At 68.5% G+C, this 21,514-nt stretch carries 24 protein-coding genes and 1 tRNA gene; 11 read left to right on the plus strand and 14 right to left on the minus strand.

The annotated features are described in order from the left end of the window. Positions 1-839: D-glycerate dehydrogenase (locus tag Q8L83_RS01120; protein ID WP_305284297.1), on the minus strand; the 839-nt coding region annotated here is incomplete at its 3' end. A gap of 76 nt (positions 840-915) precedes the next feature. Here Q8L83_RS01120 and Q8L83_RS01125 point away from each other — a divergent pair. The 4 genes from Q8L83_RS01125 (at position 916) to Q8L83_RS01140 (ending at position 4,150) form a co-directional block, all read left to right on the plus strand. After that, positions 916-1,473, plus strand: a complete 558-nt coding sequence (locus tag Q8L83_RS01125; protein WP_370868334.1) for an SH3 domain-containing protein — start codon at positions 916-918, stop codon at positions 1,471-1,473. 67 nt (positions 1,474-1,540) lie between these two features. Further along, positions 1,541-2,053: a 3-hydroxyacyl-[acyl-carrier-protein] dehydratase FabA gene (gene fabA / locus Q8L83_RS01130; protein WP_304711896.1), complete on the plus strand. Its 513-nt coding sequence runs from the start codon at positions 1,541-1,543 to the stop codon at positions 2,051-2,053. Between the two features lie 23 nt (positions 2,054-2,076). After that, positions 2,077-3,291: a beta-ketoacyl-ACP synthase I gene (fabB, locus tag Q8L83_RS01135; protein ID WP_305284299.1), complete on the plus strand. Its 1,215-nt coding sequence runs from the start codon at positions 2,077-2,079 to the stop codon at positions 3,289-3,291. 46 nt (positions 3,292-3,337) lie between these two features. Beyond that, positions 3,338-4,150 carry an enoyl-ACP reductase gene (locus tag Q8L83_RS01140; protein WP_305284300.1) on the plus strand — a complete coding sequence of 271 codons (813 nt, stop codon included), beginning with the start codon at positions 3,338-3,340 and terminating at the stop codon, positions 4,148-4,150. A 17-nt stretch (positions 4,151-4,167) separates the two neighbouring features. Here the strand turns inward: Q8L83_RS01140 and Q8L83_RS01145 are convergent, their stop codons facing one another. The 3 genes from Q8L83_RS01145 to Q8L83_RS01155 are packed head-to-tail and all read right to left on the minus strand — an operon-like array spanning position 4,168 to position 7,543. After that, on the minus strand, positions 4,168-4,779 hold the full coding sequence (locus Q8L83_RS01145; RefSeq protein ID WP_305284302.1) for a TetR/AcrR family transcriptional regulator: 612 nt from the start codon (positions 4,777-4,779) through the stop codon (positions 4,168-4,170). Then, positions 4,779-6,425 carry a DHA2 family efflux MFS transporter permease subunit gene (locus Q8L83_RS01150; protein ID WP_305284303.1) on the minus strand — a complete coding sequence of 549 codons (1,647 nt, stop codon included), beginning with the start codon at positions 6,423-6,425 and terminating at the stop codon, positions 4,779-4,781. Before Q8L83_RS01150 ends, Q8L83_RS01145 begins: the two co-directional genes overlap by 1 nt. 14 nt (positions 6,426-6,439) lie before the next feature. After that, the gene (locus Q8L83_RS01155) at positions 6,440-7,543 is read right to left on the minus strand and encodes an HlyD family secretion protein (protein WP_305284304.1); all 1,104 of its coding nucleotides are present in this window, start codon (positions 7,541-7,543) and stop codon (positions 6,440-6,442) included. 198 nt (positions 7,544-7,741) lie between these two features. On the opposite strand from Q8L83_RS01155, the gene Q8L83_RS01160 reads away from it, so the two are divergent. Then, entirely contained in the window at positions 7,742-8,992 is a 1,251-nt protein-coding gene (locus tag Q8L83_RS01160) for a UbiH/UbiF/VisC/COQ6 family ubiquinone biosynthesis hydroxylase (RefSeq protein WP_305284305.1), read from the plus strand. A gap of 24 nt (positions 8,993-9,016) precedes the next feature. Here Q8L83_RS01160 and Q8L83_RS01165 read toward each other — a convergent pair whose 3' ends face one another. The 4 genes from Q8L83_RS01165 to Q8L83_RS01180 form a co-directional block, all read right to left on the minus strand. Further along, positions 9,017-9,235 carry a Trm112 family protein gene (locus tag Q8L83_RS01165; RefSeq protein WP_305284306.1) on the minus strand — a complete coding sequence of 73 codons (219 nt, stop codon included), beginning with the start codon at positions 9,233-9,235 and terminating at the stop codon, positions 9,017-9,019. Positions 9,236-9,258: 23 nt separating this feature from the next. Beyond that, positions 9,259-9,918: an LON peptidase substrate-binding domain-containing protein gene (locus Q8L83_RS01170; protein ID WP_305284348.1), complete on the minus strand. Its 660-nt coding sequence runs from the start codon at positions 9,916-9,918 to the stop codon at positions 9,259-9,261. A 16-nt stretch (positions 9,919-9,934) separates the two neighbouring features. After that, positions 9,935-10,831: a co-chaperone YbbN gene (locus Q8L83_RS01175; RefSeq protein ID WP_305284307.1), complete on the minus strand. Its 897-nt coding sequence runs from the start codon at positions 10,829-10,831 to the stop codon at positions 9,935-9,937. 87 nt (positions 10,832-10,918) lie between these two features. Beyond that, positions 10,919-11,440, minus strand: coding sequence for a prolyl-tRNA synthetase associated domain-containing protein (locus tag Q8L83_RS01180; protein WP_305284308.1), 522 nt, complete (start codon positions 11,438-11,440; stop codon positions 10,919-10,921). Positions 11,441-11,551: 111 nt separating this feature from the next. On the opposite strand from Q8L83_RS01180, the gene Q8L83_RS01185 reads away from it, so the two are divergent. The 3 genes from Q8L83_RS01185 (at position 11,552) to Q8L83_RS01195 (ending at position 12,851) form a co-directional block, all read left to right on the plus strand. Then, positions 11,552-12,295 (plus strand): DUF6065 family protein, encoded by a 744-nt coding sequence (locus tag Q8L83_RS01185; RefSeq protein ID WP_305284309.1) that lies wholly within the window; start codon positions 11,552-11,554, stop codon positions 12,293-12,295. Positions 12,296-12,376: 81 nt separating this feature from the next. Continuing rightward, positions 12,377-12,451 (plus strand) — tRNA-Gly (locus Q8L83_RS01190). Positions 12,452-12,653: 202 nt separating this feature from the next. Further along, positions 12,654-12,851 (plus strand): hypothetical protein, encoded by a 198-nt coding sequence (locus tag Q8L83_RS01195; protein ID WP_305284310.1) that lies wholly within the window; start codon positions 12,654-12,656, stop codon positions 12,849-12,851. 86 nt (positions 12,852-12,937) lie between these two features. On the opposite strand, the gene Q8L83_RS01200 is transcribed toward Q8L83_RS01195, so the two are convergent. Then, positions 12,938-13,513: a hypothetical protein gene (locus tag Q8L83_RS01200; RefSeq protein ID WP_305284311.1), complete on the minus strand. Its 576-nt coding sequence runs from the start codon at positions 13,511-13,513 to the stop codon at positions 12,938-12,940. Positions 13,514-13,838: 325 nt separating this feature from the next. Here Q8L83_RS01200 and Q8L83_RS01205 point away from each other — a divergent pair, with 325 nt between their 5' ends. Further along, the gene (locus tag Q8L83_RS01205; protein ID WP_305284312.1) at positions 13,839-14,609 is read left to right on the plus strand and encodes a sulfite exporter TauE/SafE family protein; all 771 of its coding nucleotides are present in this window, start codon (positions 13,839-13,841) and stop codon (positions 14,607-14,609) included. A 33-nt stretch (positions 14,610-14,642) separates the two neighbouring features. Here Q8L83_RS01205 and Q8L83_RS01210 read toward each other — a convergent pair whose 3' ends face one another. The 4 genes from Q8L83_RS01210 to Q8L83_RS01225 form a co-directional block, all read right to left on the minus strand. Beyond that, entirely contained in the window at positions 14,643-15,047 is a 405-nt protein-coding gene (locus Q8L83_RS01210; protein ID WP_305284313.1) for an MAPEG family protein, read from the minus strand. Between the two features lie 180 nt (positions 15,048-15,227). Continuing rightward, positions 15,228-16,460 (minus strand): argininosuccinate synthase, encoded by a 1,233-nt coding sequence (locus Q8L83_RS01215; protein WP_305284314.1) that lies wholly within the window; start codon positions 16,458-16,460, stop codon positions 15,228-15,230. A 70-nt stretch (positions 16,461-16,530) separates the two neighbouring features. Next, entirely contained in the window at positions 16,531-16,896 is a 366-nt protein-coding gene (locus Q8L83_RS01220) for a hypothetical protein (protein WP_305284315.1), read from the minus strand. Between the two features lie 79 nt (positions 16,897-16,975). Next, positions 16,976-18,892, minus strand: coding sequence for a potassium transporter Kup (locus Q8L83_RS01225; protein ID WP_305284316.1), 1,917 nt, complete (start codon positions 18,890-18,892; stop codon positions 16,976-16,978). Positions 18,893-19,113: 221 nt separating this feature from the next. On the opposite strand from Q8L83_RS01225, the gene Q8L83_RS01230 reads away from it, so the two are divergent. After that, the gene (locus Q8L83_RS01230; protein ID WP_305284318.1) at positions 19,114-19,908 is read left to right on the plus strand and encodes an SDR family oxidoreductase; all 795 of its coding nucleotides are present in this window, start codon (positions 19,114-19,116) and stop codon (positions 19,906-19,908) included. 14 nt (positions 19,909-19,922) lie between these two features. On the opposite strand, the gene Q8L83_RS01235 is transcribed toward Q8L83_RS01230, so the two are convergent. Then, entirely contained in the window at positions 19,923-20,609 is a 687-nt protein-coding gene (locus Q8L83_RS01235) for a MarC family protein (RefSeq protein WP_305284319.1), read from the minus strand. 184 nt (positions 20,610-20,793) lie between these two features. On the opposite strand from Q8L83_RS01235, the gene pyrF reads away from it, so the two are divergent. After that, the gene (pyrF, locus tag Q8L83_RS01240) at positions 20,794-21,513 is read left to right on the plus strand and encodes an orotidine-5'-phosphate decarboxylase (RefSeq protein ID WP_305284320.1); all 720 of its coding nucleotides are present in this window, start codon (positions 20,794-20,796) and stop codon (positions 21,511-21,513) included. Position 21,514 lies beyond the last annotated feature (1 nt).

The raw sequence follows: 21,514 nt of genomic DNA on the forward strand, positions 1-21,514 counted from the left end.
AGCAGCTTGGGGTTCACCGCCGGCTCGTGTTCGAACACGTCGAGGCCGGCGCCGGCGATCTCGCCCTTGGCCAGGATGTCGATCAAGGCGTCCTCGTCGACGATCTCGCCGCGGGCGGTGTTGATCAGGATGGCGTGGGGCTGCAGCAGCTTCAGCCGCCGGGCCGACAGCAGGTGGAAGGTGGCCGGCGTGTGCGGGCAGTGGACCGAGATCAGGTCCATCCGAGCCATCATCTGGTCCAGGCTGTCCCAGTAGGTGGCGCCCAGCTCTTCCTCGATGCGGGGGCTGACCGGCTTTCGGTTGTGATAGTGGATCTGCAGGCCGAAGGCCTTGGCCCGGCGGGCGACGGCCTGGCCGATCCGCCCCATGCCGACGATGCCCAGGCGCTTGCCGGTCACCCGGCGCCCCAGCATCCAGGTGGGCGACCAGCCGGTGAAGCCGCCGGCCTGGACCACATTGGCGCCTTCGACGATCCGCCGGGCGACCACCATGATCAGGGCCAGCGTCATGTCGGCCGTATCCTCGGTCAGGACGCCGGGCGTATTGGTGACGCTGATATTGCGCGCAGACGCGGCGGCCACGTCGATATGATCGACGCCGGCCCCGAATGAGGCGATCAGCTTGAGCTGCGGCCCGGCCTGGGCGATGAGATCAGCATCGATTCGGTCGGTGATGGTGGGGGCGAGCACATCGGCGCGCTTCACCGCATCGACCAGCGCGTCGCGACTCAGGGGCTCATCCGAAAGGTTGAGCTCTGCGTCGAACAACTCTCTCATCCGCGTCTCCACCTGATCGGGAAGCTTGCGGGTGACAATGACTTTGGGCTTACGGGCGACCATGACCAAGTCTGCGACGGGAACCTTGCGGCGGGGCGCCATGGGCGCGCGGGGCCCAACCTGTAGCAAAGGGACCCTGGTGGGCCAAGGCGAGCCTGAGCTGTCCGAGACTTATCCGCATCCCCTGTCCCCTGCGCGGGCGCTGCTGGCGCTTATCGCCCTGGCGCTTGGCCTGCTGCTCAGCTCCGGGGCGACCGCCCGGGAAGCCGGCCAGACGCCCTCGGGTTTCGAGGTGCCCCGCTATCTGACCCTCAAGTTCGGGGAGGTGAACGCCCGGGCTGGTCCGGGCGATGATCATCAGGTGCTGTGGGTCTATCGGGTCCGCGGCCTGCCCGTCCAGGTGATCGCCGAGACCCGGGAGTGGCGGCGGATCTGCGATCCGGAAGGCGGCGTGGCCTGGGTCCACCGCCGGGTGACCGATGGCAATCGCAGCGTCATGAACCTCGCCGCCAGCCCCCTGGCCCTGCGCCGACGCCCCCGGGCCGAGGCCGAGATCACGGCCTATTTGAACGTCCGCGCCGTGGCCGCGTTGGATCGCTGCGACAAGGGTTGGTGCCGCCTCAAGGTTGACGACGTCACCGGTTGGGTGACGGAATCGGCCGTCTGGGGCGTGGCCGCCCCCGTCCAATGTCGTTGAGCCACGCCTTGGCCTCGTGCTAGGGCCTGACCCCTTCTGTTATCAGCCGAGCTCATAAAGGCGGCGTATGACCATTCACGAGGCCCAGAGCCGTTACGACCTGGAAGACCTGCTGGCCTGCGCCCGCGGGGAAATGTTCGGCCCGGGCAACGCCCAGCTGCCGTCCCCGCCGATGCTGCTGTTCGATCGCATCACCACGATCAACGACAACGGCGGCGCCCACGGCAAGGGCTATATCGAGGCCGAGTTCGACATCAATCCGGGCCTCTGGTTCTTCGACTGCCACTTCATCGGCGACCCCGTCATGCCCGGCAGCCTGGGCCTCGACGCCATGTGGCAGCTGGTCGGCTTCTACCTGGGCTGGATCGGCGGCAAGGGCCGTGGTCGCGCGCTGGGCTGCGGCGAGGTCAAGTTCGCCGGTGAGGTCACCCCGGACATCAAGAAGGTGACCTACAAGGTCGAGATGAAGCGGGTCATCAACCGCCGCCTGGTCATGGGCATCGGCGACGCAGTGCTCGAGGCGGACGGGAACGTGATCTACACCGCCAGCGACCTCCGCGTCGGGCTTTATCAGCGCTGAAGCGCCAGGAAACGGGAGCGAATATGCGCCGCGTCGCCATCACCGGTATCGGTATCGTTTCGTCCATCGGCAACGACGCCGAGGCGGTGACCGCCTCGCTGCGCGAGGCCCGCTCGGGGATCACGGCCGCGCCGGAATATGCCGAGCTGGGCTTCCGCAGCCAGGTCCACGGCAAGCCCGACATCGACTGGGAAGCCCTGGTCGACCGTCGCGCCGCCCGCTTCCTGGCCCAGGGCACGGCCTTTGGCCATATCGCCATGGAGCAGGCCATCGCCGATTCGGGTCTCAGCCCCGACGAGGTCAGTCATGAGAAGACCGGCCTGATCGTCGGCTCCGGCGGACCGTCCACCAAGGTTATCATCGAGGCGGCCGAAACCACCCGGACCCGCGGCCCCAAGCGGATCGGCCCCTTCGCCGTGCCCAAGGCCATGAGCTCGGGTCCCTCGGCGACGCTGGCCACCTGGTTCAAGATCCGCGGCCTGAACTTCTCGATCTCGTCGGCCTGCGCCACCTCCACCCACTGCATCGGCTCGGCCTATGAGCAGATCCTGCTGGGCAAGCAGGACGTGGTGTTCGCCGGCGGAACCGAAGAGCTGGACTGGAGCCTGTCGTGTCTGTTCGACGCCATGGGCGCCATGAGCTCCAACTTCAACGACCGTCCCTCCACCGCCAGCCGGGCCTATGACGAGGCCCGCGACGGCTTCGTGATCGCCGGCGGAGCCGGCATCGTGGTGCTGGAGGAATGGGAGCGGGCCAAGGCCCGCGGCGCCAAGATCCATGGCGAGATCATCGGCTACGCGGCCAATTCCGACGGCTTCGACATGGTCGCCCCGTCTGGCGAGGGCGCCGTGCGCTGCATGAACCTGGCCATGGAAGGCTTGGGCGGGCGGAAGATCGACTATCTGAACCCGCACGGCACCTCGACGCCGGTGGGCGATTCCAAGGAAATGCAGGCGGTTCGCGACGTGTTCGGGGATGCGGCGCCCTTCATCTCGTCGACCAAGTCGCTGACCGGGCACAGCCTGGGCGCCGCCGGCGCGCAGGAGGCGATCTATTCGCTGCTGATGCTGAACAACGACTTCATGGCCGAAAGCGCCCATATCGAAAACCTCGATCCGGCCTTCGCCGACATGCCGATCCTGCGCGAGCGCCGCGACGGCGCCTTCGAGACGGTGATGTCCAACAGCTTCGGGTTCGGCGGCACCAATGGCTGCCTGGTGATGGCCAAGGCCAGCTAGGTCGGCCGACGCGACCCCTCAAGATTCGACATAAGGCGAGGAAGCCATGGCTGACGAATACGACATGCCCAAGGGCGAGTTGATGAAGGGCAAGAAGGGGGTGGTGACCGGCGTCGCCAACCACCAGTCCATCGCCTTCGGCATCGCCTCGCAGCTGGCCGCCCAAGGCGCGGAGATGGCCTTCCTGCACCTGCCGGGCATGGAGCGTCGGGTACAGCCCCTGGCCGAACAGCTCGGCGTCAAGGTCACCGCCCCGGCCGACGTCACCGATGACGCGGCCATGGACACCGCCTTCAAGACGGTGGCCGACTCCCTCGGCGAGATCGACTTCTTCGTCCACGCCATCGCGTTCGCCAACAAGGACGAACTCAAGGGCTCCTTCGTCGAGAACACCACCCGCGAGGGCTTCCTGCGGGCCATGGACATCTCGGTCTATTCGTTCGTCGACTGCGCCCGCCGGGCTGCGGCCATGATGCCCAACGGCGGGTCCATCGTCTGCCTGACCTATCTGGGCGCCGAGCGGGCTATCCCCAACTACAACACCATGGGCGTGGCCAAGGCCGGTCTGGAAGCCGCCACCCGCTACGCCGCCCGCGACCTGGGCCCCAGCGACATCCGGGTCAACGCCATCTCGGCCGGCGCCATGCGGACCCTGTCCCTGGCCGGCATTTCCGGCGGCCGCGGCATGCTGGCCCAGGGCCGCGCCATGTCGGCCATGAAGGCCGACACCTCCATGGAAGGGGTGGCGGGCGCCGCGCTCTGGCTGCTGTCGGACCTGGGCCGCTCGACCACCGGCGAGGTGGTGCATGTGGACGCCGGCTTCCACATCATGGGCATCCCCGACTCAGCCGAGGGCTGAAGCCCCCCAGCCGCGCCTCAGGGCGCGGCGTAGGCCTTGAGAAATCTCTGGGCCGCGGCCCGGGCGATGCGGTCGATGTCGTCGGCTGTCGCGCTCTGCTCGACCCCCAGCAGGCCGGCGATCTGGCGCACGCCGATGACCATGCCGGCGAAGAAGTCGGCCCCCTGGTCGGGATCGTCCACGCTCATGCGGCCGGCCGCCGTCTCGTCGCGCAGGAAGTCGGCCAGCCGGCGACGCGAGGTGCGCGGCCCGGCCTCGTAGAAGGCCCGCGCCAGGTCGGGCATGTCGTCGGCCGCCTGCACAGCCATCTTCACCAGCGCCCGGCCGTGGGGCCGCAACACCAGCTCCAGCATCACCCGGCCAAAGCCGGCCAGGGCCTCCTCCGGGTGGTCCAGGGCGCCCGGCGCCATCAGGGGGGCTGCGATCTCGTCCACCCGGCGGTCGACGATGGCCCGGATCAGGTCGGCCTTGGAGCCGAAGTGATTGTAGATCGTCTGCTTGGACACCCCGGCGCGGCGGGCGATCTCGTCCATCGGGGTCGAGAGACCGCATTCCCCCAGCGCCGCGGCGGCGGCGTCGAGGATGGCCTGGCTCTTGGCCTGATCGATCTGGCCTGGCAATCGCGGCATTAGTGACCTCCGGGGGCCGGCGCGGTGGGCGCCTTGGCGGGGGCGGCGAACAGCGCCAGGACGGCGGCCATGGCGCAGCCCGCGGCCAGGACGAAGAAGGCGTCGCCAAAGGCCAGCACTGAGGCCTGGCGGTTCAGCATGCCGGCGAAGGCCTTGCGCGCCGCGCCCTCGGGATCGAACACGCCGCGGGTCTCCATCATGCTGGTCAGGCCCTCCAGCATGTTCTGGCTCTCCAGATTGCCCAGGCTGACCGCGGCGGTCAGGTCGCCATAGTGAACCGCCGTCTGGTGGGTGAGAACGGTGGTCAGGACCGCCAGGCCCACCGCGCCCCCCACATTGCGGATCAGGTTCACCAGGGACGAGGCGTCCTTCATCATCGACACCGGCAGGGTCGAGACGCTCATCTGCTGGGCGGCGATCATGGCGATCATCACCCCGATCCCCCGCCAGGCCTGCAGGCCGGCGAACTGCCAGAAGCCCCAGTCCTCGGTCACCCGGGCGCCGAGCCCCACCCCATAGGCGGCCAGGCCGAAGCCCAGGACCATGGGGATGCGGGCGTCCATGGCCCGCACCAAGCGGCCAGCGATGGGGGCGGAGATGAACATGACGAGGCCAGAGATCAGCATGGTCGTCCCCACCTCGGCCGCCGAATAGTGGCGGATCTGGCCGAGGAACAGGGGCAGGATGAAGGTGCCGCCGAACAGGCTGGCGCCGGCGACGAAGTTCATCACCATGCCCAGGCTGAAATTGCGGTCCTGGAACGGCCGCAGGGAGACGATCGGTTTCTCGTAGGTCAGCTGTCGCCAGATGAAGGCCGCACCGGTGAGGCCGGCGAGCACGGTCAGCCACAGGATCAGCGGTTCGTCGAACCAGCCCTCCTTGGCGCCCTCCTCGATCACATACTGCATGGAGAGCAGGAAGACGGTCATCAGGCCCACGCCCCACCAGTCCACCCCCTTGGCCAATGAACGATCGCCCTGGTCGAAGGTGGCGTAGCGGCCGACCAGGAAGATGACCACCAGGCCCACCGGCGCATTGATGAAGAACAGCCACCGCCAGCCGAGGCTGTCGGTCAGATGGCCGCCCAGGGTCGGGCCGATGGTGGGGGCGAGGGTGACGATCAGCCCGACGATCACATTGGCGGTCACCCGCTTGTCGGGGGGAAACACCGTCATGGCGGTGGCGAACACCGCCGGGATCATCGCGCCGGCGGCCAGGCCCTGGAAGGCCCGCATGATGATCATCATCTCCACCCCCGACGACAGGCCGGTCAGGATCGAGGTGACGATGAAGGCGCTGGCGGCCACCACATAGACCGGCCGGGTGCCGAACATGCGGGTGAGATAGGCCGTCAGCGGGATGATGACGACTTCGGCCAGAAGATAGATGGTCTGGACCCAGCTGATCTGGTCGGCGCTGGCGCCGATGCCCGCCTGGATCTGGGTCAGCGAGGCGGCGACGATCTGGATGTCCAGGATGGCCATGAACTGGCCGATCACCATGCCGCCGAAGCCCAGGAAGATCTTGGGCCAGTCCAGCTCTCCGGCGGCGTCGGTCACGCTGGCCGACGCCGGCGCCTGGGCGACCGACGGCGTATCGGGCCTGCGCCGGGACAGGTCGGCGGGATCGAGGGTTTCGTCGCTCATCGCGGCCGCCCCGCCTAGCGGGCGTCGGCCTGGACGACGGCGCCGGACATGGCGTCGGCGAAGGTCGCCCCCGGCGTTTCACGCACGTCCACCTTGACCTCCACCGACAGGCCAGGCCGCAGGGCGCCGGCCAGGGGCTGGCCGGGATCGATGGCGATGCGCACCGGCAGGCGCTGGGCGATCTTGGTGAAATTGCCGACGGCGTTCTCCACCGGGATCAGGGCGAATTCCGAGCCGGTGGCCGGCGCGAAACTCTCGATACGCCCCGTCAGGGTCTGGCCGCCGAAGGCGTCCGCCTTGACCTCGACGCTCTGGCCGATGCTCAGGCGGGCGACCTGGGTCTCCTTGAAATTGGCCACCACATAGGACTGCCCCACCGGCACGATGCTCATCAGGGTCCCGCCGGGGCGCACATACTGGCCAGGTCGCACGGCCCGCGCCCCCACCACGCCGGCCACCGGCGCCTTGATCTCGGTCCGCGACAGGTCGATGCGCGCCTGGTCGACGGCCGCGCGCGCCGCCTCGGCCTCGGCCTGGGTCTGGGCCCGGGCGGAGCCCAGGGAGCTTGCGGTGCGGCGCTCGGCCTCCAGGGTGGCCTGAGCCTCGGCCACGGCGGCGTCGGCCTGGCTGGCGCCCGCCTTCACCGTCTGGACCCGCTGGGCCGACACCCAGCCTTCCTGCGACAGGCGTTGATAGCGATCCCGCTCAGCCTCGGCGAGTTGAGCCGAGGCCCGGGCGCTCTGCAGGCCGGCGGCCTTCTGGGCGATCATCGCCTCTTCCAGGGCCGCCCTGTCGTCGACGGCGCGCACCGCGGCCTCCAGGGCCTGGGCTCGGGCGATCGCCTGGGCGAGGCCGGCCTCGATGGTCGCCGCATCGATCCGCGCCAGAACCTGGCCCTTCTGGACGACGACATTGTCGGCCACCAGGACCTCGGTGACATAGCCGTCGATCTGAGGGGCCACCGAGACGGTGTCGGCCTGAGCGAAGGCGTTGTCGGTGGTTTCGAAATGCTGGCGGTCCAGCCACCACATCACCCCGCCGATCCCCACGGCCAGGAGGACGGCTGCGCCGATCAGGGGAACCGGCTTGATGCGAGAGACAATGTCACGAAGGGCCATGAGGCAGACTTTGGATGGGGCCGCGGACACGGCGCAGGCAAGGATTCAAAAATGGACTCACGCGTCCATATCACCGCCTCTAGACCCAGGTTCTCCTCCGGGCAAGTGAAAAGTGGACTGACGGGTCCATCACCTTGCCGGGCGCTTTGAACGCCCTCCCCCTGGACGAAGGCGGCGGCCTCACGCCATATCGGTTTCATGGACACCACCGATCCCGACGTGATCATCGCCGGCGCGGGCATAGCCGGCGCGACCCTGGCGCTCGCCCTGGCCCAGGGCGGCCTGAAGCCGGTCCTGATCGATCCGGCGCCGTTCGAGACCCAGCTGGCGCCGACCTTCGACGGCCGCGCCTCGGCCATCGCCTATGCCGCCTTCCGCCAATGGAAGACCCTGGGGGTCGGCGAGGCGCTCGCCCCCCACGCCCAGCGGATCGAGCAGATCCTGGTCACCGACGGCCGCACGCCGGGCGCGGCGACGCCCGCGCCCCTGCCCTTCCACCTGCGCTTCGACTCCGCCGAGATCGCCGACCGCTCGGATGGCGAGCCCCTGGGCTATCTGCTGGAGAACCGCCAGATCCGCGCAGCCCTGTCCCAGGCCGTGGTCGAGGCCGGCATCCCTGTGCTGGCGCCCGCCCGGGTGGCCAGCGCCCAGTTCGACAAGGGCGGGGCCATCGTCACCCTGGAGGATGGCCAGGTCCTGCGGGCGCCGCTCGCCATCGGCGCCGAGGGCCGCGGCTCGGTCCTGCGCAAGGCGGCGGGCATCGGGGCCATCGGCTGGGACTATCGTCAGACCGGCGTCGTGGCCACCGTGCGGCTGGACCGGCCCCATGAGGGCGTCGCCCACGAATACTTCCTACCCAGCGGCCCCTTCGCCATCCTGCCTCTGACGGACAACCGGGCCAGCCTGGTCTGGACCGAGAGCACGGCCCGCGGGGCGGCGCTGAAATCGGCCAGACCGGAGATCTTCCACGCCCACCTGATGCGCCGGTTCGGCGCCTTCCTGGGCCAGGCCCGGCTGGAGGGGCCGGTCTTCTCCTATCCCCTGTCGCTGCAATTGGCCGAGCGGTTCACCGCCCCGAGGCTGGCCTTGCTGGGCGACGCCGCCCACGGGGTCCATCCCATCGCCGGTCAGGGCCTGAACCTGGGCCTGAAGGGCGCCGCGGCCCTGGCTCAGGTGCTGGTGGACGCCGCGCGCCTGGGGGAGGATCTGGGATCGGAGACGGTGCTGGAGCGCTACGCCCGCTGGCGCAGGTTCGACACCGCCATGCTCAGCGCCGGCATGGACGCCTTCGTCCACCTGTTCTCGAACGATAATCCCGTCCTGCGTCTGGCCCGGGGCGCAGGCATGGCGGCGGTCAACCGCATCGCCCCGGCCCGTACGATGTTCATGCAGGAGGCCGGCGGCGCCTTTGGCGATCTGCCCCGCCTGTTGCGCGGCGAAGCCCTCTGAGGGGCCTTCCCGGCTTCGGCGGCCTCAAGCCTCGAGGGTGCGGGCTTCTTCGGGCAGCATGATCGGCACGCCGTCGCGGATCGGATAGGCGAGCTTGGCGCCCTGGCTGATCAGCTCGGCCTTCTCGCGGTCATAGTCCAGCCGGCCATGGGTCACGGGACAGACCAGGATCTCCAGCAGGCGGGGATCGATCTCGGCGGTCAGGGCCGGAAAGGGCTCGGCGGGGATGGCGTCGTCAGTCATGGCGCGTTCCTTAGCCCAGGCTGCTACTGCACGCTATGGGGCGCGCCATCGTCGTCCTCCAGGGCGTCGATCTCCAGCAGCGCCGTCAGGGTCCGTATGCGGGCGGCCAGGGTCTCGGCCTCAAGCAGGGCCTGCTTTTCCGAGGGCTCGAAGGGCAGGCCCATGGTCAGGCTGGTGACCAGCGGCTCGATGGGCGCGGTCAGGGCGGTCTCGTCGTCCACGTCCAGCTCACGGCGGTTGAGATAGCGCTTCAGCGCCTTGGCGAACCGCTCACGGTCCATCTCCGGGGCGTCCTGGTTTTCCGGCGACAGGTCGGGCTCGAACGCAGCGAAATCCACCCGCACCTGGCGATAGGGCGTGCGCGCCGAAATCTCCTCGCCGACCGCGAAGCGGCAGACCCCGGTCAGGGTGATCAGATAGCGACCGTCCGAGGTTTCGGCGAAGCTCGTGATCCGTCCGGCGCAGCCGACGCTGGTCAGATTGGGCCGCGAGCGTTCGCCCCCGGCGCGGGTCTGGATCATGCCGATGACCCGGTCCCCGGCCATGGCGTCGTCCACCATGTTCAGGTAGCGCGGCTCGAACACCTGCAGCGGCAGTTCGCCGCCGGGCAGCAGTATGGCGCCGTCCAGGGGGAAGATGGGAATGATCTGCGGCAGGTCCGCCGTCCGCCGGTAGCCCGGCATCGTCTTCACCTCGCGTCTATGAGAACAGGATCGCCGAGAGCCGCTTGCGCCCGCTGCGGGCCACTTCCGAGCCGGGCCCCGCGGCTTCGAAGATGGTGAGGAGTTGCTTGCGCGCCGCATCGTCATTCCAGGTCCGGTCACGCTCAATGATCTGCAGGAGGTGGTCGGCGGCGGCGTCCATGCGGCCATGCCCCGCCAGGGCCTTGGCCAGGGCGAGACGGGCCTCATGGTCGTCAGGGTCAGCCGCCAGGCGGGTCTCGAACTCGCCAGTGTCGGAGGGCGCATCGGCCGCCAGGTTCAGGGCCGCCCGCACGCTGTCGAGATCGGCGTCCTTGGCGCCGGCCGGGGCCATGTCGAGGATCTGCCTGGCGCGGTCGGGCTCACCGCCGGCCATGTAGCAGCGGGCCAGGCCGCCCAGGGCCTTCACATTGTCTGGTTCGGCCTGCAGCACCTGGGCGAAGCCCTGGGCCGCCAGGGGGATGTCGCCCGCCTCAAGGGCGGCCTTGGCCATGTCCAGCATCTCGGCCACGCCGTCGGCCGGGGCCATGGCCGCCAGCTTGTCCACGAAGGCCTTGACCTGGCTCTCGGGCAGCGCCCCCATGAAACCATCTACGGGGCGGCCGCCAAAGAAGGCGAACACCGCCGGGATCGACTGCACCCGCAGCTGCTCGGCGAAGGCGGGGTTCTTGTCGATGTCGATCTTGACCAGCTTGACCTTGCCCTTGGCGGCGGTGACCGCCTTTTCCAGGGCCGGGCCGAGTTGCCGGCAGGGACCGCACCAGGGCGCCCAGAAGTCAACGATGACCGGGGTCTGCTGGCTGGCCTCGACCACATCGGCCATGAAGCTGGCGTCGGTGGCGTCCTTGATCAGGTCGCCCGCGGGGGCGGCGGCGGTTTCTCCGATAAGGGTCATGGCGAACTCGTCTTCCTGGTCTGACTTGGGCAACGCGGCAGGCCTAAGATGGTCGCATGGCTCTCCGGCTTCAACGGAAGGTTTGTGTCAGCGCGCGGTTTGCGGCCCCACGACCTCCATCGCCTCGAAGTCCACGATCAGGGGCGTCACCCCCACGGCCGCGAGAAAGGCCCGCAGGCCGGCCTGATCCACAGCGGTCGTGGCGGTGTTGGTCAGGGGGTGGAAGTTCACCAGCGGCGCCTGCGCCAGCGCCTTGTCGAGCACGAAGGTCACCTGCCGCTCCACATCGTTCAGCAGGGCGAAGGCGGTGACCGAGCCCGGCGTGACGCCCAGGGTCTCGACCATCAGGGCCTCCCGCCCAAAGGAGAGCCGGGCCGAGCCGATCACCGTGTGCAGGCGCTTCAGGTCGATCGTGGTCCGGTCGGCGGCCGAGATCAGCCACAGGCGATCCTTGGCGTCCTTGAGGAACAGGTTCTTGGTGTGGGCGCCGGGCAGGCCAGCCTTGATCTCCTCGCCCTCCCCCACCCGGAAGACGGCGGGATGATCCACGGTCCTGTGGGCGATCTGGTGGGCGTCGAGGAAGGCGAGAAGGTCGGCGCGGGTCTTCATGACCCCCTCATAAGGCGACCCAGCCCATCGTGGAACTGGACGCGGCCACGGGCGGCTGGCTAGAGCAGGGTGTGGCCGGCCCGCGGCCCTCGTCGAAAGGTTGGACGCCCCATGGAGCTCGAGTGCTATCCCACCGCAGACCGGCCGCCGGAGATCGTGCCGGGCCGTCCGCAGCGCGCCTGGATGGAGCATTTCGCTGACCGCCATCCCTATCGCTGCCTGCCGCTCACCATGGCCAACACCACCGGCTGGGAAATTCTCTGCCCCATGGGGTTCAGCGCAGAGTGGAATGGCGGCAACTTCCAGGAAGACATCGTCCTGCGGCCGGACAACCCGCACCCGGATTTCCACAACTTCGCCAAGTCGCACTTCAGCCACGGGGTGCTGACCTTCCATCCGGGCTACCTGTTCCGCACGCCGCCCGGCTGGTCGATGATGGCCCAGGGGCCGCCCAATCACGTCAAGGACGGCATCCAGCCCCTGGCGGGCCTCGTAGAGACCGACTGGCTGCCCTTCCCCTTCACCATGAACTGGATCTTCACCCGCCCTGGCCGGGTGCAGTTCCGCAAGGGCGAGCCCTTCTGCTTCATCACCCTGGTGCAGGACAAACCCCTGGCCGAGTTTCAGCCGGTGATCCGCCCGCTCGCGCGCAACGCCGATCTGCTCGGCCAGTACACCGCCTGGGAGAAGCACCGCACCGAATTCAACGCCAAGATTTTCCGCGCCGACCCCGAAGCCACCAAGGAGGCCTGGCAGCGCTACTACTTCCGCGGCGAGTTCCCTGACGCCGTCGCCGAGGCGCCCAAGGACCACGTCAACAAGCGCCGGTTGAAAGCCCCGAAATTCGGCGGCTAGGCCGCTTGCCAAGGCCAGTGACGTCTGCCATAAGCCCGCTCTCGATTTTCGGGGGCGGCCAACCGGTCGGCATCGAAAAGCGCGGGCGTAGCTCAGTGGTAGAGCACAACCTTGCCAAGGTTGGGGTCGAGAGTTCGAATCTCTTCGCCCGCTCCAATTCCCCTCGGGGTCTTGCAGCGAAACAAAAAAGCGGCCCCTGGCGGGCCGCTTTTTTGTCTTTGGCGACACCCTTTCTCGGCGCCGGATTTAAGTCCGTGATCGCCCCGCGCCCTGCAACCAAGGGCGCTCTTGCAGCATTTTCACCTGTGAGGCTCCCGTCGCTGCGGCGGGGACCACTTGAGATGACGGAGGTCCTGCAATGACCGATCAGCGCAACGACAATGACCCGAACGGCCCGAGCTCGCGCCCGGCCCAGCCCCTGGCCGAGGGCCAGAAGCCCGACCAGCTGAACAAGGACGACCGAAAGGCCGAAACCCGCCAGGAAGCCCTGGTGGACGAAGCTGTGGAGGAGACCTTCCCCGCCAGCGACCCGATCTCGCCCAAGCACATCACCTGAGCCTGGCCTGAAGGATCGAAACGAAAACGGGGGCGGACCAGCTGGTCCGCCCCCGTTTGTTTGTCAGGTCCGCGCGGGCGCTGGGCTCAGGGCGCCGGCCGCACGATCCGGGGCGCGAGGTTCTCGAGCACCGCCCGGGCGTCAAAGGCGTTGGGGTCCCCCGGCGCCTTGGGTCCGCGATACATCACGATCTCGGCCGTGGCCTCGAACCGCTCCACCGTGCGCACGTCCATACGGTCGGCGAAGAAGGGGTCGCCGAAATACGGGTCCCAGGTGCGCCAGCTATAGGCCGAGTAATAGCGCCAGTGGGGCCGCCAATAGGCGTAGCTGGGGCCGTACCAGGGGCTGTAGAAGGGGTCGGGCTGCACATAGGTCCGCGCGTCGCGGTCGGTGGCGCGGGTGACGATGGAAAAGCCGTCATAGCCCTGCTGCACCGTCAGTTCGGCGGCGCGATAGAGAAGATAACCCTCGACCGTCTCGCGGCCGGTCATGCTGTTGCCCGCGAAGCTCACCCGCCAGCGGTCGGGCTCAACCCGCATCTCCGAATAGCCGCCGGACACCGAGGCGCCAGGGAGATTGGGTTGATAAGGGGTCGCCGTGGCGCAGGCGCTGAGCCCGGCCACAAGGGCGAGCGCAGCCATCGGCCCCAGAAGTCGCTTCATTTTCGCTTCGTTCCTTTGACTGAGAACATCCCTCGAACAGAAGGCGTCATGATGGGTCAACACCGTGACCCAAATATGGTTTCGCTCAAGGGCTTAGGCGATCTGGCAATAGACTCCGGTCAAATCGACGGTGAACTCTTCGTGACGCGCAACCCTTGGGCGAACGGCTATTCCACGCCCGTTTCGGGAGCCAAGTTTCAGGCGTCGGGGTGACTTTAGGCTGGTGAGCCGCGACGCCGCGGAATCTGTCTTGTACAATTCAGCTAATTCCTATTGAGACACTAGAGTACAGTGTCCGAAGGTTGACCACACGGGGGCGTCGCACGTGGTTTCAGATTTCCTTCTTTTCGCCGCGGTGGGGTTCGGCGCCCAGTTGGTCGATGGCGCCCTGGGCATGGCCTATGGGGTGGTCTCCACTACCAGCCTGCTGGCCATGGGCGTCACGCCGGCCAACGCTTCGGCCAGCGTTCATGCCGCCAAGGTGTTCACCGGCGCGGCCTCGGCGCTCTCGCATGTGGCGCACAAGAACATCAGCTGGCGGCTCCTGGGCCTGCTGGCCGCGGGCGGGGTCGTCGGCGGGATCGCCGGCACCTATCTGCTCACCTCGATCGACGGGGAGAAGATCAAGCCCTTCGTGGTCTCGTGGCTGGGCCTGATGGGCCTGGTCATCCTCTACCGGGCCTGGAAGGGCGTGCGGCCCAAGCCCTTCTCCTGGAAGAGCCCCCTGCCGCTGGGCGTGGTCGGCGGCTTCTTCGACGCCGTGGGCGGCGGCGGTTGGGGGCCGGTGGTCACCTCCACCCTGCTGGGTTCGGGCGCCGACCCGCGCAAGGCCATCGGCACGACCAACGCTGCGGAATTTTTCGTGGCCTCAGCGGTCTCGGCGGCCTTCCTGTCGGCGCTGCTGTCGGGGCACTGGGAAACCGAAGGCCTGCGCGACCACCTGTCGTCGGTGCTGGGTCTGATCGCCGGCGGCATCGTGGCCGCGCCCCTGGCGGGCTGGATGACCAAGGTCCTGCCAATCCGCGCCCTGACCTGGATCGTCGGCGTGCTGGTCACCGGCCTGGCGGCGTGGCAGGCGGTGGTCCTCTTCCTCTGAGGCCCGCCAGCCTGCGCGGCGCCGGCCGGCGGCTCAGGCGCCGATCACCACCAGGGTCCAGATGATGCGACCCGCGGCGCCGAACAGCAGCACGGCGGCCGCCAGGGCCTGGATCAGGAAGCCGAGCTCGCGCTTGCCAGGATCGGCCACATAGCCGAGGGCGTAGAGCACGCGGCCGACGATCCAGACCACGCCCAGGCCCGCGGCGATCAGGTCATTCCAGTAGATGGCGAACAGCCACAGGGCCGGCAGGAAGATGGGCAGCCATTCCAGGGTGTTGGCCTGCACCCGGACATGTCGCTCCAGGATCGGATCGCCGGTCATGGCCGGCGCCTGCACGCCCGAGACGCGGCGGGCCTGGCCGACCCTCACGCCCATCCAGAGATAGACCAGTATGGCGGCGATGGTGACCAGCGCGACCCAGCTGTGCGGACCCATGGCGAATTCCCCCTCTTATGTGCGCAAGCTGCGCTTTAGGCCGGAGCTTGGCACGGGCCAGGGGGGATGGGAACTCTGGCCGGAGGTCGCGGCCCATGTCGTGGCGCCGGAGGAGGTGCGCCGATGCTCCATCGACGCCCTCGCAAGCCGGCGGTTTCGCTGGGCGGACTTGCGGCCGCGCTAGCGCCCCCGGCGGTCGCGCTTGGCCGTGCCGCGCAGGCGCAGGGCGTTGAGCTTGATGAAGCCGGCCGCGTCCCGCTGGTCGTAGGCCACCTTGCCCTCTTCGAAGGTGACCAGCTCCTGGTCGTACAGGGAATAGGGGCTGGAGCGGCCGATGACGGTGACATTGCCCTTGTACAGCTTCACCCGCACCTGACCCGACACATGGGCCTGGGAGTGGTCGATGGCCGCTTGCAGCATCTCGCGCTCGGGGCTGAACCAGAAGCCGTTATAGATCAGCTCCGCATAGCGGGGCATCAGCTCGTCCTTCAGGTGCGCGGCGCCCCGGTCCAGAGTGATGGACTCGATCCCCCGGTGGGCGGCCAGCAGGATCGTGCCGCCCGGCGTCTCATAGACGCCGCGGGACTTCATGCCGACAAAGCGGTTCTCGACCAGGTCCAGGCGGCCGACCCCGTTGTCGTGGCCCAGCTGGTTCAGCCGGGTCAGCAGGGCGGCCGGCGACAGGGCTTCGCCGTCGATGGCGATGGCGTCGCCCTTCTCGAAGTCGATGGTGATGACGGTGGCCTTGTCCGGCGCATCCTCGGGCGAGAGGGTGCGCATATGGACGAATTCCGGCGCCTCGACCGCCGGGTCCTCCAGCACCTTGCCCTCGGAGGAGGAGTGCAGGAGGTTGGCGTCGACGCTGAAGGGCGCCTCGCCGCGCTTGTCCTTGGTGATCTTGATCTGGTGCTTCTCGGCGAAGTCCAGCAGGGCCTCGCGGCTCTTGAAGTCCCACTCCCGCCAAGGGGCGATCACATGGATGTCGGGCTCCAGCGCATAGTAGCCGAGCTCGAAACGGACCTGGTCGTTGCCCTTGCCGGTAGCCCCGTGGCTGACGGCGTCGGCGCCGGTCATCCGGGCGATCTCGATCTGCCGCTTGGCGATCAAGGGCCGCGCAATCGAGGTGCCCAGCAGGTACTGGCCCTCATAGACCGTGTTGGCCCGGAACATCGGGAACACGAAGTCGCGCACGAACTCCTCGCGGACGTCCTCGATGAAGATGTTCTCGGGCTTGACGCCGGCGGCCAGGGCCTTGGCCCGCGCCGGTTCGATCTCTTCACCCTGGCCAAGGTCGGCGGTGAAGGTGACCACCTCGGCGCCGTATTCGGTCTGCAGCCACTTCAGGATGATCGAGGTGTCCAGGCCGCCGGAATAGGCGAGGACGACTTTCTTGATCGGCTTATCGGCGGCCATGGGGCGCAGTCTTTCGAGGAGCAGGAGGGAAGGAAACAGGCGCGGCTTTAAGGGCGAAAGGGGCGTCCGTTCAAGACCTAAGCGCGCCTTCCTGGTCCAGCTGGGCCAGGGCGGCGCTCAGCCAGCGCAGGTGAACCAGGGCGAACAGGCCCGCCAGAGTGGCGCGGACGCCGAACAGGATCAGGGCCTCGGGCGTCCCGGGCGGGGTCGCCCGGTTCTGGCCCAGCAGGAGCAGGCTGATCAGAAAGCCGAGGGTGGGGACCAGCAGCAGGGCGATATTGCGCTTGAGCCGCAGGACCGGCCGGCCGTCCCGGGCGAACTGCATCGGCAGGGTGGTCTGCGGGTCGATCCGCTTCCAGGCGCCGCGCGACGCGCTGGCCATGATCGAGAGGGAGAGAATCCAAAGGGCGTCGCCCACAATGCCCAGCCAGTTCATGGTCGATCTCCGCCCCGCAGTGTCGCGCCCGCACCCATGGCGCAGGACGGGCCCCTGAGTCCAGGCCGGCCCACAGGGGTCAGACCGTGACCTGGGTGCCCAGCTCCACCACGCGGCCGGGGGGGATCTTGAAGAAGTCCGTCGGGTTGGCGGCGTTGCGCATCAGATAGATGAACAGGCGGTCCTGCCAGAGCGGCATGCCCGACTGCGCCGAGGGCACGACCGAGCGGCGGCCGAGGAAGAAGCTGGTGGCCATGATGTCGAACTTCAGCCCGAGCTTGCGGCAGAGACCCAGCGCCTTGGGCAGGTTCGGGCTCTCCATGAAGCCGTAGGCCACGGTGACCTTCTTGAAGTCCTCGTTGACCGGCTCGATCTTGATCCGGTCCTCGTCCTTGACCCGCGGGGTCTCGGTGGTGCGGACGGTGAGAATGACGTTCTTCTCGTGCAGCACCTTGTTGTGCTTGAGATTGTGCATCAGGGCCACCGGCGCGACGTCGGGATCGGACGTCAGGAAGATGGCCGTGCCCGGCGCCCGGTGCGGCGCGCGAGCCTTGAGGATTTCGGTCAGCTCGGTCAGCTGGATGCTGTCGCGGCGGGTCTTGTCGGTGAGGATCTGGGCGCCTCGGGTCCAGGTCCACATGACCAGCACCAGGCCGGCCCCCATGACCAGCGGGAACCAGGCGCCCTGGGGAATCTTCAGCAGGTTGGACGAGACGAACACCAGGTCGATGAGGCCGAAGGCGCCAGCGGCCAGCGCCGCCTGCCACCACGGGCGCTTCCAAAGGGCGCCGATGATCACGAAGAACAGCATGCTGTCGACCAGCATGGAGCCGGTCACGGCGATGCCATAGGCCGCCGCCAGGTTGGACGAGGTCTGGAACATGGCCAGCAGGGCCAGCACGCCGGCCAGCAGCAGCATGTTCACCTGCGGCACATAGATCTGGCCGGCCAGGGTCTCGCTGGTCCGGCGGATGTCGATCCGCGGCAGCAGGCCCAGCTGCACGGCCTGTTGGGTGACCGAGAAGGCGCCGGTGATCACTGCCTGGCTGGCGATGACGGTGGCCGCCGTGGCCAGGACCAGGACCGGCCAGAAGGCGAACTCCGGGATCATCTCGAAGAACGGATTCAGGCGGGCCTCGGGATTGTCGAGCACCAGAGCGCCCTGGCCGAGATAGTTGAGCAGGAGGGCCGGCAGGACGAGGATGACCCAGGCGGCGCGGATGGGCCCCTTTCCGAAGTGGCCCATGTCGGCATAGAGCGCCTCCGCCCCGGTGACGGCCAGGAAGACGCTGCCCAGGATGACGAAGCCCAGGAAGCCGTTGTCGAGCAGGAACAGCACCCCGTAGTGCGGCGAAAGGCCCATCAGGATGCGCGGGTCGTCAAAGATGTGCAGCACGCCCAGGCCCGCCAGGGTCAGGAACCACAGCGCCGTGATCGGTCCGAAGAAACGCGCCACGCTGGCCGTGCCGCGGGACTGCACCATGAACAGGGCGATCAGGATGCCGGCCGAGATCGGCAGGACGAACGGGGCCAGCGCCGTGCCCAGGCCCGGCGCCACCTTCAGGCCCTCGACGGCGCTGAGCACCGACAGGGCCGGGGTGATGATGCCGTCGGAATAGAACAGGGCGGCGCCGACCATGCCCAGGAAGAAGACCGCGCCGGAGCGGCGGCCCAGGGCGCGGCGGGCCAGGGCCATCAGGGCCAGGGTGCCCCCCTCGCCCTTGTTGTCGGCCTGCAGCAGGAAGACCACGTATTTCAGCGTGACGATCAGGATCAGCGCCCAAGTGACCAGGGAGACCACCCCGAACACCGCCAGCTCCTCGGTCCCGCCGCTTCGGGAATGGGCCAGGGCCTCGCGCATGGCGTAGAGCGGGCTGGTGCCAATGTCGCCGAAAACGACGCCGACGGAGCCCAGGGCGAGCGCCCAGAAACCGTCCGCCTTGGGGTGGGACGCATCGGAATGCGTCCCTGCAGCCGATGGGTTCGGCTCACTCATCCAGACTCTCCGGAGACCGTGGGGGCGGTGTCTCGTAATCCCAGACAGGACGTCTGCGCCCCGACGATGCGGCGGGCGCGATACACCCATTCCGCATGGGGTTCAATCTCAGGCGAGTCCGGTGCGCGGCTAGGCCGCTTGCGGCGAAGGCTGACCTTGGCCACTTTCGCCGCGGGACGGCGTCCGCTGCGGACCGTCTCCCACGCGTCGCAGGAGCGCAAATGGACCGTCGCCTTGCCCTGGTGACCGGGGCGTCCGCCGGCATCGGCGCAGCCTTCGCCCGGGCGCTCGCCGCCCAGGGCTGCGACCTGGCCCTGACCGCCCGGCGCGCCGATCGCCTGGAGGCCCTGGCCGCGGAGTTGCGCGATCGCCATGGGGTGGAGGTGCTGACCCTGGCCGCCGATCTGGCCGACCCCGCGACGCCAGCCGCCCTGGATGCGACCCTGGCGGCCCAGGGCCGGTCGGTGGACATCCTGGTCAACAATGCCGGCTACGGCCTGCCCGGCGGCTTTGGCGACAACCCGTGGCCCGATCAGGCCGCCGTCCTTCAGGTGATGCTGACCGCGCCGTGCGAACTGGCCCACCGGCTGCTGCCGGGGATGCGCGCCCGCGGGTTCGGCCGCATCATCAATGTGGCCTCCGTCGCGGGTCTGACGCCCGGCGGGGTGGGGCTCTACGGGCCGGTGAAGGCCTTTCTCATTGGCTTCTCCCAGAGCCTCCATCAGGAGTGCGCCAGCAGCGGGGTCCATGTGAGCGCCCTGTGCCCCGGCCTGACCTGGTCGGAGTTTCACGACGTCAACGGCATGCGTGAGCCGCTGGACCGAACCACGCCGGGCTGGCTCTGGATGGACGCCGAGACGGTGGTCGCCGCGGGTCTGGCGGCGGTCGAGGCCAACCGGCCGGTCTGTGTGCCCGGCGCGGTGAACAAGGCGCTGGCTGGGTTGGCCTGGCTGCTGCCCGACCGCTGGGTGATGGCGATCACCGCCGCCCAGGGTTGGCGGTCCGCCAAGCCCTGAGACGGCGAGGCCCGTCACTGGCTCACATAGGGGTTGGCGGCTTCGTTGAGGATCACCCCGCTGGTGGCGTCGGCGATGCCCACCAGCACGAACTGCACCGCCATGGCGCAGAGGATCAGGCCCAGCACCCGCACGACGATGGTCATGCCGATGCGCCCGAGGATCTTGCTGATCACCGGCGCCGCCCAGAAGCAGAGCATGACCACCAGGGCGATGGCGCCGATCACGCCGACGCCGATGGCCGCCCCGGCCAGACCGAAGGCCTTGGCCTCGCTGGCGTAGATGACCACCGAGGAGATGGCGCCGGGTCCGATCAGCAGGGGCATGGCGAAGGGCACGATCAGGCGCTCGAACTTGCGCCCCGCCCGGCCCTTCGGATTTTCGTCGCCCTCGGCCATGGCCGAGAAGGTGGCGGTAAAGTCGTCCCGCGCCATCTCCAGGCCCAGCAGGAACAGGATGATGCCGCCGGCGATCCGGAAGGCCGGCAGGGAGATGCCGAAGAAAGCCAGCAGGGCCAGGCCAGAGAAGTAGAAGAAGGTCAGGAAGCCCAGAATGAACAGCGCGATATAGACGGCCACCAGCCGCGCATCGCGCCCCTTGCTGCCCTGGGTGGCGGCGCCGAACAGGGGGACGTTCCCGATCGGGTCGATCAGGGCGAACAACGCCACGAAGAAGTTGACCGCGAACTCAGCCTGGCTCATGCCTCGCTCCCCGAGCAAGATCCGATTGATCGGATCGAATCTTGCTCGACACTCCTTGAAGTTTGAGCATTTTCTTCGCTGAACCGGTGTCCACTTCAGCTGAAAATGCTCTAGCCCAAAATTAAAGCGGCGCCGATCTCCCTTATGAGGCGGGAGCGGCGCAAACCTGCCCGGAGCCCGCGCCATGAACGCCGCCGCCCGCCTGGAGACCGCCGCCGCCTGCGATCCGCGCCTGATCGTGCCCCTGGACCTGCCCGACATCGACCAGGCCCGCGCCATGGTCGAGGCGCTCGGCGAGGCGGTCAGCTTCTACAAGGTCGGTCTCGAGCTGTTCGCGTCAGGCGGAATGACCCTGGCCCGCGACCTCAAGGCCCAGGGCAAGCAGGTCTTCCTCGACTGGAAGCTGCACGACATCGGCACGACGGTGCAGCGCTCGGCCGCGGTGCTGGCCGAGTCGGGCTGCGACCTCCTCACCGTGCACGGCGAGCCCCAGGTCATGGCCGCCGCCGTGCGGGGCCGTGGGCGCTCGAGCCTGAAGATCCTGGCCGTCACCGTGCTGACCAGCCTGTCGGACGACGATCTGGTGGAGATGGGCTATTCCGAGAGCGCCCGCACCCTGGTGGAGCGGCGGATCCATCAGGCCGTGGCCGCCGGTTGCGACGGGGTGGTCGCCAGCCCGCACGAGGCGCAGCTGGCCCGGGCCATCGGCGGGCCGGACTTCCTGGTGGTGACGCCGGGCGTGCGACCCGACTGGTCGGCGAAGAACGATCAGGCCCGCGCCGCGACGCCAGCCCAGGCCCTGGGCGCCGGAGCCTCGCACATCGTCTGCGGCCGCCCGATCACCGGCGCCAACGATCCCCAGGCCGCAGCTCTGCGGATCGTCGCCGAGATGGCCGGCGCCTAGG

It is taken from the genome of Phenylobacterium sp., from assembly GCF_030680185.1.
Classification (GTDB): Bacteria; Pseudomonadota; Alphaproteobacteria; order Caulobacterales; family Caulobacteraceae; genus Phenylobacterium.

Bases quoted from the DNA above. Each gene is read 5' to 3' on its own strand.
- Q8L83_RS01210 (WP_305284313.1), bottom strand. From the start codon at position 15,047: ATGGGTCCGCACAGCTGGGTCGCGCTGGTCACCATCGCCGCCATACTG.
- Q8L83_RS01140 (WP_305284300.1), top strand. From the start codon at position 3,338: ATGGCTGACGAATACGACATGCCCAAGGGCGAGTTGATGAAGGGCAAG.
- Q8L83_RS01175 (WP_305284307.1), bottom strand. From the start codon at position 10,831: ATGACCCTTATCGGAGAAACCGCCGCCGCCCCCGCGGGCGACCTGATC.
- Q8L83_RS01185 (WP_305284309.1), top strand. From the start codon at position 11,552: ATGGAGCTCGAGTGCTATCCCACCGCAGACCGGCCGCCGGAGATCGTG.
- pyrF (WP_305284320.1), top strand. From the start codon at position 20,794: ATGAACGCCGCCGCCCGCCTGGAGACCGCCGCCGCCTGCGATCCGCGC.
- Q8L83_RS01195 (WP_305284310.1), top strand. From the start codon at position 12,654: ATGACCGATCAGCGCAACGACAATGACCCGAACGGCCCGAGCTCGCGC.
- Q8L83_RS01170 (WP_305284348.1), bottom strand. From the start codon at position 9,918: ATGCCGGGCTACCGGCGGACGGCGGACCTGCCGCAGATCATTCCCATC.
- Q8L83_RS01215 (WP_305284314.1), bottom strand. From the start codon at position 16,460: ATGGCCGCCGATAAGCCGATCAAGAAAGTCGTCCTCGCCTATTCCGGC.
- Q8L83_RS01165 (WP_305284306.1), bottom strand. From the start codon at position 9,235: ATGACTGACGACGCCATCCCCGCCGAGCCCTTTCCGGCCCTGACCGCC.
- fabA (WP_304711896.1), top strand. From the start codon at position 1,541: ATGACCATTCACGAGGCCCAGAGCCGTTACGACCTGGAAGACCTGCTG.
- Q8L83_RS01150 (WP_305284303.1), bottom strand. From the start codon at position 6,425: ATGAGCGACGAAACCCTCGATCCCGCCGACCTGTCCCGGCGCAGGCCC.
- Q8L83_RS01230 (WP_305284318.1), top strand. From the start codon at position 19,114: ATGGACCGTCGCCTTGCCCTGGTGACCGGGGCGTCCGCCGGCATCGGC.
- Q8L83_RS01200 (WP_305284311.1), bottom strand. From the start codon at position 13,513: ATGAAGCGACTTCTGGGGCCGATGGCTGCGCTCGCCCTTGTGGCCGGG.
- fabB (WP_305284299.1), top strand. From the start codon at position 2,077: ATGCGCCGCGTCGCCATCACCGGTATCGGTATCGTTTCGTCCATCGGC.
- Q8L83_RS01145 (WP_305284302.1), bottom strand. From the start codon at position 4,779: ATGCCGCGATTGCCAGGCCAGATCGATCAGGCCAAGAGCCAGGCCATC.
- Q8L83_RS01235 (WP_305284319.1), bottom strand. From the start codon at position 20,609: ATGAGCCAGGCTGAGTTCGCGGTCAACTTCTTCGTGGCGTTGTTCGCC.
- Q8L83_RS01155 (WP_305284304.1), bottom strand. From the start codon at position 7,543: ATGGCCCTTCGTGACATTGTCTCTCGCATCAAGCCGGTTCCCCTGATC.
- Q8L83_RS01225 (WP_305284316.1), bottom strand. From the start codon at position 18,892: ATGAGTGAGCCGAACCCATCGGCTGCAGGGACGCATTCCGATGCGTCC.
- Q8L83_RS01160 (WP_305284305.1), top strand. From the start codon at position 7,742: ATGGACACCACCGATCCCGACGTGATCATCGCCGGCGCGGGCATAGCC.
- Q8L83_RS01220 (WP_305284315.1), bottom strand. From the start codon at position 16,896: ATGAACTGGCTGGGCATTGTGGGCGACGCCCTTTGGATTCTCTCCCTC.
- Q8L83_RS01180 (WP_305284308.1), bottom strand. From the start codon at position 11,440: ATGAAGACCCGCGCCGACCTTCTCGCCTTCCTCGACGCCCACCAGATC.